The organism is Salinarimonas sp. (assembly GCF_040111675.1).
Taxonomy (GTDB): Bacteria; Pseudomonadota; Alphaproteobacteria; order Rhizobiales; family Beijerinckiaceae; genus Salinarimonas.
This window is the reverse complement of the sequence record NZ_CP157794.1, coordinates 471,520-482,891: the sequence shown is the minus strand read 5'-3', so window position 1 is coordinate 482,891 and position 11,372 is coordinate 471,520. Positions and strand designations below refer to the sequence as shown.

Sequence of the window (11,372 nt, the reverse complement as noted above, 5' to 3'; positions counted from 1 at the left end):
CCGTCAGGCCGACGCCGCCACGCCCTCCACCAGCGCGTCGACCTCGCTCTCCGTGGTGAGGTAGTGCACGCACAGGCGCAGGCACGCGGGATGGACATGCGCCTTGGCCACGATCCCGCGGCGCTCCAGCGCGCGGGCGAGGTCGGCGGGGGCGCGCTCCGCGGCGCGCAGGGAGACGATCCCGCCCGGACCGCCGGCGAGAACCGCGATCCGCGGCCCGAGCCCGGCGAGCCCCGCCCGCAGCCGCGCGCCGAGCCGCGCGATCCGCCCGGCGCGCGCGGGGAGCGGCGCGAAGCCGTCGGCGACGCGCAGGGCGACGCGCAGGCCCGCCATCGAGGCGACGGCGCCCGTGCCGCTCTCGAAACGCCTCGCGTCGGCGGCGAGGACGACGTCCTCCTGCGCCTCGGAATAGGCCGCCGCGCGCCAGCCGACGAGGCTCGGCGCGAGGCGGGCCGGGCCCGGCCCGAGGATCAGGCAGCCGACGCCGTCCGGACCGCCGAGCCATTTCTGGCCCGTGCCGGCGTAGAGGTCGACGTCGGCGTCCCCCAAAGCGACCGGGATCGCCCCGAGCGCCTGCGCGCCGTCGATCGCGAGCGCCGCCTCGGGCGCGGGCCCGTCGCGGACGACGCGCGCGATCTCGGGGAGGTCGAGGACGCGCCCGGTCGCCCAGTCGACGTGGCTGAGCACCACGAGCCGCGTCTGCGGCCGCAGGGCGTCGGCGAGGCCGGCGGGCCAGCCCTCGGCGTTCGGGTCGACCTCGTCGCAGGCGATCCCGAAGCGCGCCGCCGCCTGTCGCGCGACGAGGCGCGTCCCGGGCGGCTCGTGCGCGCCGATCACGAGGCGCTCGCCCGGCCGCCACGCGACGCCCCAGACCGCCGCGGCGATGGCGTGGGAGACGTTCTCGACCAGCGCCACGCGCTCGGGCGCGACACCGGCGAGGCCGGCGAGGGCGCCACGCAGGGCCGCGATCTCCCGCGCGACGAGGGCCGCGCCGAGGCGCGAGGCCGGGCCCACCGCCTGAAGGCTCTCCAGCACGTCCCCCACCGCGGCGATCGCCTCGCGCGCCATCGGGCCGCGCGCCCCGAAATCGGCGTAGACGCCCTCCTGCGCCAGCGCCGGAAAGGCGCGGCGATGGCGCGCGAGGGCTTGCGCGTCGACGCTCACGCCGCGGCGTCCTCGGCGAGCCGCGTCGCGATCCGCGCCGCGAGCCGTACGAGGCTCGGCTCCCGGAAGAAGTCGATCAGCGGCAACGTGCGGCCGAGCGTGCGGCCGAGCCGCTCGCGCACCTCGACGATCATGATCGAATCGAGCCCGTTGCGCTCGAGCGACGCCTCCCCGTCGAGCGCCGCCGGATCGCACAGGAGCGCGGCGGCGACGCTCGCCCGCAGGGCCCCGGCGACGTCGCCCGGCGCGGCGGGGCGGGACGTGTCCGCGTCGGGCTCCGGTGCGGCGCGCGATGCGCAGGAGGCGGCGGCCAGGACCTCGCGGAAGAGCGCGCGCCGGGCGCCGTCCGGCGTCGCCGCGGCCCAGGCCCGCCAGTCGGCCGGCGCGAGGTAGGCGGACGCGACGTCCGCGGCCGCGAGGGCCTCCATCGTGGCGAAGGCCGCCTCGGGGTCGAGGGGCGTCAGGCCGCCCGCGGCGAGGCGGGCGTCGACGCCGAGCGCCGCGGCGCGGCCGATGCCGGCGAAAGCGCCGAAGCCGAGGCTCGTGGCGGGCAGCCCCTGCGCCCGGCGCCAGGCGGCGAGCCGATCGAGCGCGGCGCTCTCCGCGGCGTGCGGGCCCTGCCCCGGCGGCCCGAACAGGCTCGCCGCGGAGGAGAGCAGCACGAAGGCGTCGAGCGCCCGCCCGCGCGTCTGCGCGTGCAGGGCGAGCGCGCCGGCGACCTTGGCCCGCCAGGCGGCGGCGAAGCCGTGCTCGTCCTGCGTCGCGAGGAGCCCGTCCGCCAGGGCTCCCGCCGCATGGAACACCCCGCGCAGGGCGACGCCCTCCCGCTCGGCCGCGGCCACGGCGGAGGCGACGACCGCCCGATCCGCGACGTCCCCGGCGCGGGCGACGAGATCCGTCCCCGAAGCCCGCGCCGCGGCGGCGAGCGGCGCGAGACCCGCCGCCTCGGGCGGCGTGCGCGCCAGCAGAACCACCCGCCCGGCGCCCGCCGCGATCAGCCGGCGGACGAGCCGTCGGCCGACGCCGCCGGACCAGCCCGTGACCAGGTAGGCGGCGTCCGAGCGGATCGCGAGCGGCGCTCCGGCCGGGGGAGGCGACTCGACGAGGCGCAGGCCGGCGAGTCCCGCGCCGGTGACCCGCAGGGCGTCCTCGTCGCCGCTCCCGAGCAGAATCGCGGCGAGCGCGGCCGCCGCCGCGTCGTCCGGGCAGGCCCGCGCGAGATCGCACGAGCCGCCCCAGAGGCCGGGCTCCTCCGCGCGCCAGACGGCGCCGAGACCCCACAGCGCGGCTTCGCCGACGGCTTCGGTCGCCGCGTCCGCGTCGTGCGCGCCCCTCGTGACGATCCAGGTCCGCAGGCCCGCTCCGGCGCGGTCCGACAGGAGCCGCAGCAGGTCCGGCGCCGTCGCGAGGCGCGGACCGAGCGCGGCCGGGTCGACATCCGCCGCCGTCTCCGCCTCGGGCAGGAGCGCGAGGCGCGTCGCCGCGCGCCAGGTCTCCCCCGGCAGCGCGGCGAGCGCATCGGGCAGGGCGGCGGCGCAGGCGTCGACGCGCGCGACCGGACGCCCCGCCTCCCGCAGCGCCGCGGCGAGCGCCTCCCCGAGCGCCCCGCCGCCGGCGAGGAGGACGATCCCGCCGCCCGGCTCCGCAGCCGGCGGCGGGATCGGGCGCGGCTCGAGCCGCGCCGTCCGCAGCCGTGCCGGCGCCGCCGCGGGGCGCGCGATGAGGCCCGTCGCCTCGAGCAGCGCCGTCCCGTCCGGCGCGGAGAGCGCGAGATCGCCGGCCGCGACCGTCTCCTGCGGCTCCGAGCGGATCGCGGCGGCGACGCGCACCGCCTGCGGCAGCGCCCGGCGCACCACGAGCCGCGCGAGGCTCTGGATCATCAGCCCGCGCGCGGCTCCCGCCTGCGCGTCCTCGGCGGCGGCGAAGCTCTGCAGCGCGGCGTCGAGAAGCGCCGGATGCATCCGATAGCCCTGCGCCTCGCCCTCCGGGAGCGCCGCCTCCGCCGCGATCAGCCCGTCCGCGATCGCGACGCGGCGCAACCCGGAGAACAGCGGCCCGTAGGCGATGCCCGCCTGCGCGAGCCGCGCGCGCAGCGCCTGCGGGTCGACCTCCCGGGCGGCCTCCGGCGGCTGCGGCGCCGCGGTCGCCGCCTCGCCCGGCGGGGCGAAGGCGATCCCGCCATGGGCGATGCGCACCCACTCCCCCGCCGCCTCGGCGTGGATCGAGAAGCGCACCGGCGCGCCGCCCCGCGTCTCCAGGTGCGTCTGCACCCGCACCGTCTCGCCCTCGGCGAGGACGAGGGGGCGTTCGAAGACGACGTCCTCCAGGACGAGCGCGCGCCCGCGCCGGTCGTCCCAGGCGGCCGCGACGGCGAGCTCGAGGCTCGCCGCACCCGGCAGCACCGCCGCGCCGCCGATCCGATGCTGCGCGGCGAGCGGGTGCGCCGCCGCGATCCGGCTCTCGTACACCCGGGTCGTTCCCGCGAGCGACAGCCGCTCCCCGAGCAGCGGATGGGCCGGCGCGCCCTCGCCGGCGAGGAGATCCGCGAGCCTGCGCGCGATGCGCGGGGCCGCGGGCTCGCCGAGCCCCGCCGTGAGCGCGATCAGGTCGTCCGCCTGCGCCGGCGTCAGGTCCGGCGGGCGCAACAGCAGGATCGACGTCTCCTGCGCGCCGAGCTTGCGCTTGAAGCGGCGCTGGCGCGCGAACGCGCTCTGCGGGTCGGCGTCCCCCGCCTCCCCCGGCGCCCCGCGATAGCTGCCTCCGAGCGAGAGCGCCCGCGCCCCCTCCGCCGCGAGCATCCGCACGCAATCCACGACCAGCGTCTCGGTGCAGCCCGGCGGCGTGCGGGAATCGTGGAACTCGAGGTCGAGCAGCCAGCCCGTTCCCGCGCCGAAGCGCGTCAGCAGCACGAGCGCCACGATCCGCCCGTCCCGGCGCGCCACGACGAAGCGCCCGTGCGCGGGCGTCTCGCCGCGCCGGATCGCGGCGCGCACGGCCTGCGCCGCCGGCACGGGGCGGGGCCGCGCCGCGCGCCAGCCGTCGATCAGCGCGAGCGCATCGGCGTCGTCGGCGTCGTCGCGGCCCGGGGACCAGTCCTGCGTGCGCCCGCCCCCGTCGGCCGCATAGCGGCGCAGCCGCGCGCGCAGGCGCTTCAGCCCCGGCGCGTCGAGGTCGAAGCCGGCGAGCGGCGCGATCCGGTGGCTCGCCCCCGCCTCGAGCGCGAGGAACCCGTCGAGCCCCGCCGCCGCCGGCGCGTCGACGAGAAGGCAGGGCGCGAGCCCCAGCCGCGCGCAATCCGCCCGCAGCCGCGCCACCTCCTCGGCGAAGCGCGCTTCCGGCCCGAGCCAGGCGAAGGCGAGGACGACGCCGCCGCGCCGCGCGAGCCAGAAGGCGCAGGCGCCGTCGGCGGAGAGCAGGACGAAGGGCGCGAGCCGCGCCATGTTCGCGGCGCGCACGCCCGCCTCGTCGTGGCGCGCGATCACGGTGGAGAGCGCCGTCTCGTCGCGCGACGCGGCGTCCGGCTCCGGCTGCGCCGCTTCCGCCGTCGCCGTCGCCGGCGCGGGCGGCGCGAGCTGGTCGATCCAGTGCCGCTCGCGCTGCCAGGGGTAGCTCGGCCAGGGGCTCCAGGCGCCCTCCTCGGGATGGAGCGCCGCCCAGTCGAGCGCGCGCCCGGCCCGGTAGAGCCCGGCGACGAGCCGGCCCAGGCTCTCCGCCGGCTCCCTGTCGGGATGCAGCGTCTCCAGCGCCGCTCCCGCGAGACCCGCCCGCTCGAGCGCCCCGCGCAGCGCCGGCAGCAGCAGCGGCTTGGGCGCGACCTCGACGAGGTCGCGCGCGCCCGCCGCGATCAGGCCCTCGAGCGCCCGATCGAAGCGCACCGGCGCGACGAGATTGTGCCCCCAATAGGCCGCGTCGAGGCTGCGGCCGGGCCGCACGTCCCCGTCGAGCGCCGAGACGAAGGCCGCCTCGCCGTCCCGCGGCGCGAGATCGGCGAGCGCGGCCTCGAGCCGCTCCGCCAAGGGCGCGACGACGGGGGAATGCCCCGCGACGCCGCCGGTGCGCAGGGCGCGGCAATGCACGCCCGCGCTCTCGAGCCGCGCCGTCAGGTCCCGCACCGGCGCGCTGGCGCCCGAGACGACGCAGGAGCCCGGCCCGTTCACCGCCGCGACCGAGACCGCGAGCCCCGCCTCCGCGATGGCGCGCGCGGCCTCCTCCGCCCCGATCTCGACGGCGACCATCAGCCCGCGCCCGCCCACCTCGCCGAGGAGCCGGCTGCGCACCAGGGCGAGGCGCGTGGCCTGCGCGAGGGTCAAGGCCCCGGCGGCGCAGGCCGCGGCGATCTCGCCCATGGAATGGCCCGCGACCGCCGCAGGCTGGAGCCCCCATGCCGCGAGCTGGCGAAACAGCGCGATCTGCGCCGCGAAGACGCAGACCTGCGTCGTCTCGATCGCCCCGTCCGGCCCGCCCGCCTCCGACGCCATCGCCGCGAGCGGCGACCAGCCCGCTTGCTGCGCGACGAGCGCGTCGATCTCGGCGAGGCAGGCGCGCGCCTGCGGGTAGGCGGCGAGCGCCGCGCCCATGCCGATCCACATCGATCCCTGGCCGGAGAAGACGAAGGCGAGGGCCCCGGTCTCGTCGCGGGCCCGCGCCCGGGCGTCCCGCGCCTCCGCGGCCCGGCGCTGGAGATCGGCCGCGAGGCCCTGCGCGTCCGCGCCGACGGCGCACAGCCGGAACAGATGATGCGCCCGGCGCAGGGCCGTCGCCCGGCACAGGGCGGCGGCCTCGGCGTCGGAGGCGCCCTCCAGCCGACGCGCGAAGGCCTCGGCGAGCGCCGCGAGGGCGCCGGGGGCGCGGGCCGAGACCGGCAGGACCAGCCCGCCGGTGAGCGCCGGCTCCGCCGCGCGCGCCGGGACGGCCGGCGGCGGGGCGAGCACCACGTGGGCGTTCGTGCCGCTGAAGCCGAAGGAGCTCACCGCCGCGAGCGCCGGCGCGCCGTCCGGGCCGCGCGTCGGCCAGGGCCGCGCGGCCGTCGGGACGTCGAGCCGCAGGGCCTCCCAGTCGACCACCGCGTTGCGCACCCGCAGGTTCGGCTGCGGGGGAACGGTCCCGGATTGGAGCGCGAGCACGGCCTTGATCAGCCCGGCGATCCCGGCGGCGGCCTCGAGATGCCCGATGTTCCCCTTCACGGCCCCGAGCCGCAACGGCTCGCGCCGCCCGGGCGCGCGGCCGTAGACGGCGCCGAGGGCGTTGGCTTCGATCGGGTCGCCGAGCCGCGTTCCGGTGCCGTGGGTCTCGACGTAGCCGACGGCCTGCGGCGCGACACGCGCATCGGCGAGGGCGGCGCGGATCGCCGCCTCCTGCGCCGCGCCGTTCGGGGCGGTGAGCCCGGCGCTGCGCCCGTCCTGGTTCACGGCGCTGCCGCGGATCACCGCGAGCACCCGATCGCCGTCGCGCATCGCGTCCGGCAGGCGCTTGAGCGCCACGAGCCCGCAGCCCTCGCCGCGGACATAGCCGTCGGCGGCGTCGTCGAAGGGCCGGCAGGCCGGCTCGCGCGAGACCGCGCCGACCTGCGAGAAGTAGATCCCCACCGCCGGGGAGAGCGCCACGTTCACCCCGCCGGCGAGGCACAGGTCCGCCTCGCCCTGCCGCAACGCGCCGACCGCCAGATGGACCGCGACGAGGGAGGACGAGCAGGCCGTCTCCACCGAGATCGCCGGGCCGGCGAGATCGAAGGCGTAGGCGATGCGCCCGGCGGCGACGCTCAGCGCGGTGCCGGTGCCGTAATACTTGTCCATGGCGGCGTAGTCGTCGCCGACCCCGGCGAGCGTGGCGTACTCGCTGCCGCAGATGCCGACATAGACCCCCGTCCGGCTGCCCGCGAGCCGATCCGGGCTCAGCCCGCCGTTCTCGAGCGCCTCCGCGGCGACCTCGAGCAGGAGGCGCTGCTGCGGGTCGAGGCTCTTGGCCTCGCGCGGGCTGATGCGGAAATAGGCCGCGTCGAACAGGTCGATCCCGTCGAGGAAGGCGCCCCAGCGCGTCGCCGCCTTGCCGGGCCGGCCGTGGGCCGGCGCGTAGTAGCGCGCCGCGTCCCAGCGCTCGGGCGGGATCTCGCGCACGGCGTCGGCGCCCGCCTGCAGCATGGCCCAGAAGGCGGGCGCGTCGGGCGCGCCCGGCAGGCGGCAGGCGAGGCCGACGATCGCGATGTCGCGGCCGTCGGCGGCATCGGGCGTCGGATCCCCGGCGCGGGGCCGTTCGTGGCGCATGGCGAGCCCCCTTCCTCGCGCCCACCGGCGCGTCCTGGGAAGGTTAGGCGCGCGCGGCGCGGCGGACTTGTCGGAGATTGCGCGCCCCCCCGCGCCGGCGCGCCGCTATCCTCGGCCGAGATCCTGCGGAGGAGAGACGCGATGATGACGCCCCGTGACGCCTTCGCCCGCCTGCGCGCCCTCGAAGGCCGCTGGCACGGGCATTCCAGCGACGGCAAGACGATCCACCTCAGCTACGAGGTGACGGGCAAGCACAGCGCGGTGATCGAGCGCTACCGGCACTTCTTCAAGGGCAAGCTGATGGAGGACGAGATGGTGACCGTCTACCATCTCGACGGCGAGGAGCTGGTGCTGACCCATTACTGCACGCTCGGCAACCAGCCGCACATGCGCGCCGAGCTGGAGGGAGACGACACCGTCGCCTTCCGGTACGTCGGCGCCTCGAACCTGAGCCATCCCGACGCATTGCGCATGACGGGCTTGACGTTCCGCTTCGAGGACGACGATCATTTCACGCAGACGTGGTACTGGGACGGAAAGAAGTGCCACATCCGTCCCGAGAACCGTTCGGACGACTACGACGACATCCCCGACGACGGGCTCGGCGCCGACGTCTTCCAGCTGGAGCGGGTGCCGACCGGCGTCAGCCTGGAGGACATTCACGCTCATGGCGCGACGTGAGAACAAGACCCTGCCCACCGACGCCGACGTGGGCGCCTTCATCGAGGCGGTGCCGAACAAGGGCCGGCGCGAGGACGCCCGGCTCCTGCTCGACATGATGCGCCGGGTCACCGGCGAGGAGCCGGTGATGTGGGGCCCCTCGATCGTCGGCTTCGGCGAGACCACCTACGCCTTCGCCGACGGCGGCGAGGGCCGGGCGCCCGGCCTCGCCTTCTCCCCCCGCTCGAACCGCATGGTGCTCTACCTGCCGCTGTCGCGGCCGGAGGTGCAGGAGAAGCTCCCGCGGCTCGGCCCCCACGACACCGGCGTCACCTGCCTCTACCTGAAGCGGCTCGACAAGCTCGATCTCGGCGTGCTCGAGGAGATCGTCACGGCCTCGAAGCCGAAGGCGGGCGGCGGTGGCGCCGCCGCCGCCGGAGGCTGAGCCGTGGGCGCCGCGGCCGAGCCGGGAGCGCGCCTCCTGGCGCAGCTCAACGTGGCCGCTTCGCTCTACGATTTCGACGATCCGCGCATGGCGGACTTCCTCAAGGCGGTCGCGCTGGTCAACGGCGCGGCCGACCGCAGCCCGGGCTTCGTCTGGCGCCTGCCGGACCCGTCGGGGCGCATGAATTCCGGCCCGGACCCGCGCACCATCGTCAATCTCTCCGTCTGGGAGACGCTCGGGGACCTGCGCGCCTATCTCGAGCGGACCGTGCACCGCGTGGTCCGCGCCCGGCGCGCCGCATGGTTCGCGCCCCCGCAGGCGCCGCATGCGGTGATGTGGTGGATCGCGCCGGATCACCGGCCGAGCCTGGAGGAAGGCCTCGCCCGCCTCGCCCGCCTGCGCGAGGAAGGCGCCGGGCCGGACGCCTTCGATTTCGCCTACGCGCTTCGCCGCTGACGCGCCGCCCTCAGCGACGGCCGACGCCGCGCAGCCTCGTCACGAGCCGTCGCCAGAACCCGGCCGGCGCCGGCGGGCTCTCCGGCGGCGCGCCGTCCGCCGGCGCCGCGCCGGCGAGCGCCCGGCGCACGATCTCGAAGGCCTGCTCGGGATCGGCGACCGGCAGGTGCGGGTCGTCCGGGCCGAGGGACTGGCTCCACACCGCCCCGCGCCATTGGCTCGGCCCGGTCTCGCTGCGCTCGTACCAGAACCGGAGCAGGAAGGACTGGGCGTCCTCCGGTCGCACGGGGTTCATCGGCTCGTCCCCCATTGGTGACGCCCGAGCTTAGCGGCGGTCGACCCCGGGGAGATCACGGCGGGATCACCCGGCTAGCAGGTGGTCGCCTCGCCGAAATAGGAGCCGGCATAGGCGCCGAGATTCTCGAAGATCGCGCCGGAGACGATGTCGTGATGCAGCCGCCTCGTGTCCGGCATGGGCTCGATGCCGAGATCCGCCTTCAGCAGGCCGCGCAGGCGCTGGTAGGCGTGGATGGCGTCGGCGCGCTGGCCGTTGAGGACGAGGAGCAGCATCACCTCGCGCTGGACGCTCTCGCGCAGCGGGTCGAGCGCCAGGATCCGCCGCCCGCAATCGAGGGCGTTCTCGTGCAGGCCGCGCCGGGCCGCCGCGCGCATCAGCTCCAGCGTCGAGCGCACGAACAGGCAGTGCAGCCGCTCGCGCTCCTGGAGCACCCAGTCGCCGTCGTCGCCGTCGAGGAACGGCCCGCGATAGCGCGCCACCGCGTCGCCGACCTCGTCCTCGTCGCGCGCGCTCAAGGGGCCGGCGCCGCGCCCGCCCACCGCACGGCGGAAGGCGCTCTCCAGGGCGTGGGTGTCGACCTCGATGAAGTCCGCCGGCTCCAGCACGACGTCGTCGCCGATGGTGACGAGCCGGTTCGCGCCCTTGGCGCCGGAACGGTCGAGCATCTTGCGGATGCGCCAGACCGCCGTGTTGAGCGCCGAGCGCGCCTTCTCCGGCTCGAGCTCGCCCCAGAACAGGTCCGCCAGCCGCTCGCGACGATGCGTCTGGCCCATGAACTCGAAGAGGAAGCAGGCGAGGAGCCGTCCGGCCGGACCGAGATCCGTCCTCACCATCGCCTGGTCGACCGTGAACGCAGCCCCACCCAGCAGAGTGACTCTCAGCATGGTTGCCCTCCCATGCGGTGTGTCTTGCGGATTCTTGTGTGCTGAGACGCGACAATCAACCACAGCTGAAAAGGCCTTGATCACGACACAATCACGGTAGCGTCACTCGCGCCATACGCACAACCACTGAGTAACCATATTATGCTATCTCAAGGCGTGTTGCGCATGGCCTGGAGCGAAGGCCAGCACCGACCGGCGCACCGCCCGATCGGCCTTCGCGCCTCATTGGCAAACGACGCGGCGGGCCTGTATAGGAGCGGCTCGCAAATCGGCCGGAACGCTCGCCCTCGATGAATTATCGCCACGCGTACCACGCGGGGAACCACACCGAAATGCTGAAGCACGCGACGCTGGTCGCCGTGCTCGCGCATCTCGGCCGCAAGGAGAAGCCGTTCTTCGTGCTCGACACCCATGCGGGGATCGGCGGCTACGACCTGCGCTCGGAGGAGGCGGGCAAGACCGGCGAGGCCGAGGGCGGCATCCTGCGCGTCGCCCGCGCCGACCCGCCGGCGGCGCGGGACTATCTCGCCCTCGTGCGCGGCTTCGATCCGGGCGGGGCGCTGCGCTTCTATCCCGGCTCGCCCGAGATCGTCCGGCGGACGATGCGCCCGCAGGACCGGCTCGTCGCCTGCGAACTGCACCCCGCCGACGTCGAGATCCTGCGCGCCGCCCTGCGCGACGACCCGCGCGTCGCCGTGCACCATCGCGACGGCTACGAGGCGATCGGCGCCTTCGTGCCGCCGCCGGAGCGGCGCGGGCTCGTCTTCGTCGATCCGCCCTTCGAGAAGCGCGACGAGGCGGACAGGCTCGGCCGGGCGCTGGCCAAGGCCGTGCGCAAGTGGCCGACGGGAACCTACATCGCCTGGTATCCGCTCAAGGACCCGGACGTCCCCGCCCGGATCGCCGCGCCGCTGGCGCAGACCGGTGTCGAGACGCTGCGGGTCGAGCTGGCTTTGCGCCCCCTCGACGGCACGCTGGTCGGCGGCGGGCTCGCGATCGTCAACCCGCCCTACACGCTGCCCGATTTCCTCGACGCGCTCGGGCCGCAGCTCCTCGACGCCTTCGGCGCGCGGGCGACGGGCGCCTTTCGCCGCGACTGGATCGTGCCCCCCGCCTGAGCGCGCCCACGCCGCGCATGTCGTTTTCACGCTAGCGCGCGCCGCTCCGGCGCGATCGCGCCCGCGCGCGCCGTCGTAGGACGAAAA

The 11,372-nt window shown here is 76.5% G+C and carries 8 protein-coding genes; 4 read left to right on the top strand and 4 right to left on the bottom strand.

Features of this window, described 5'->3' with window-relative positions:
* Nucleotides 1-3: 3 nt before the first annotated feature.
* On the bottom strand, nt 4-1,164 hold the full coding sequence (locus tag ABL310_RS02200) for an aminotransferase class V-fold PLP-dependent enzyme (protein WP_349370085.1): 1,161 nt from the start codon (nt 1,162-1,164) through the stop codon (nt 4-6).
* Nucleotides 1,161-7,424: an SDR family NAD(P)-dependent oxidoreductase gene (locus tag ABL310_RS02195; RefSeq protein WP_349370084.1), complete on the bottom strand. Its 6,264-nt coding sequence runs from the start codon at nt 7,422-7,424 to the stop codon at nt 1,161-1,163. The genes ABL310_RS02200 and ABL310_RS02195 overlap by 4 nt, the downstream gene beginning before the upstream one ends.
* 141 nt (nt 7,425-7,565) lie before the next feature.
* Here ABL310_RS02195 and ABL310_RS02190 point away from each other — a divergent pair, with 141 nt between their 5' ends.
* Genes ABL310_RS02190 through ABL310_RS02180 form a run of 3 tightly spaced genes read left to right on the top strand, consistent with a single transcriptional unit; the run spans nt 7,566 to nt 8,985 of the window.
* Nucleotides 7,566-8,105, top strand: coding sequence for a hypothetical protein (locus ABL310_RS02190; protein ID WP_349370083.1), 540 nt, complete (start codon nt 7,566-7,568; stop codon nt 8,103-8,105).
* Complete coding sequence (locus ABL310_RS02185; RefSeq protein ID WP_349370082.1) at nt 8,092-8,529, top strand: DUF1801 domain-containing protein; 438 nt, start codon at nt 8,092-8,094, stop codon at nt 8,527-8,529. Before ABL310_RS02190 ends, ABL310_RS02185 begins: the two co-directional genes overlap by 14 nt.
* Nucleotides 8,530-8,532: 3 nt before the next feature.
* Nucleotides 8,533-8,985 (top strand): DUF3291 domain-containing protein, encoded by a 453-nt coding sequence (locus tag ABL310_RS02180; protein ID WP_349370081.1) that lies wholly within the window; start codon nt 8,533-8,535, stop codon nt 8,983-8,985.
* Between the two features lie 10 nt (nt 8,986-8,995).
* On the opposite strand, the gene ABL310_RS02175 is transcribed toward ABL310_RS02180, so the two are convergent.
* Together ABL310_RS02175 and ABL310_RS02170 are read right to left on the bottom strand one after the other, a co-directional pair.
* Complete coding sequence (locus tag ABL310_RS02175) at nt 8,996-9,280, bottom strand: hypothetical protein (RefSeq protein ID WP_349370080.1); 285 nt, start codon at nt 9,278-9,280, stop codon at nt 8,996-8,998.
* 74 nt (nt 9,281-9,354) lie between these two features.
* Complete coding sequence (locus ABL310_RS02170) at nt 9,355-10,167, bottom strand: BTAD domain-containing putative transcriptional regulator (protein WP_349370079.1); 813 nt, start codon at nt 10,165-10,167, stop codon at nt 9,355-9,357.
* Between the two features lie 332 nt (nt 10,168-10,499).
* On the opposite strand from ABL310_RS02170, the gene ABL310_RS02165 reads away from it, so the two are divergent.
* Nucleotides 10,500-11,285 (top strand): 23S rRNA (adenine(2030)-N(6))-methyltransferase RlmJ, encoded by a 786-nt coding sequence (locus ABL310_RS02165; protein ID WP_349370078.1) that lies wholly within the window; start codon nt 10,500-10,502, stop codon nt 11,283-11,285.
* The last annotated feature ends 87 nt before the right edge of the window (nt 11,286-11,372 follow it).

What these genes read in the sequence shown, in the direction of transcription:
- ABL310_RS02195 (WP_349370084.1), bottom strand. Translation starts at nt 7,424, where the DNA reads ATGCGCCACGAACGGCCCCGCGCCGGGGATCCGACGCCCGATGCCGCC.
- ABL310_RS02190 (WP_349370083.1), top strand. Translation starts at nt 7,566, where the DNA reads ATGATGACGCCCCGTGACGCCTTCGCCCGCCTGCGCGCCCTCGAAGGC.
- ABL310_RS02185 (WP_349370082.1), top strand. Translation starts at nt 8,092, where the DNA reads ATGGCGCGACGTGAGAACAAGACCCTGCCCACCGACGCCGACGTGGGC.
- ABL310_RS02175 (WP_349370080.1), bottom strand. Translation starts at nt 9,280, where the DNA reads ATGAACCCCGTGCGACCGGAGGACGCCCAGTCCTTCCTGCTCCGGTTC.
- ABL310_RS02170 (WP_349370079.1), bottom strand. Translation starts at nt 10,167, where the DNA reads ATGCTGAGAGTCACTCTGCTGGGTGGGGCTGCGTTCACGGTCGACCAG.
- ABL310_RS02165 (WP_349370078.1), top strand. Translation starts at nt 10,500, where the DNA reads ATGCTGAAGCACGCGACGCTGGTCGCCGTGCTCGCGCATCTCGGCCGC.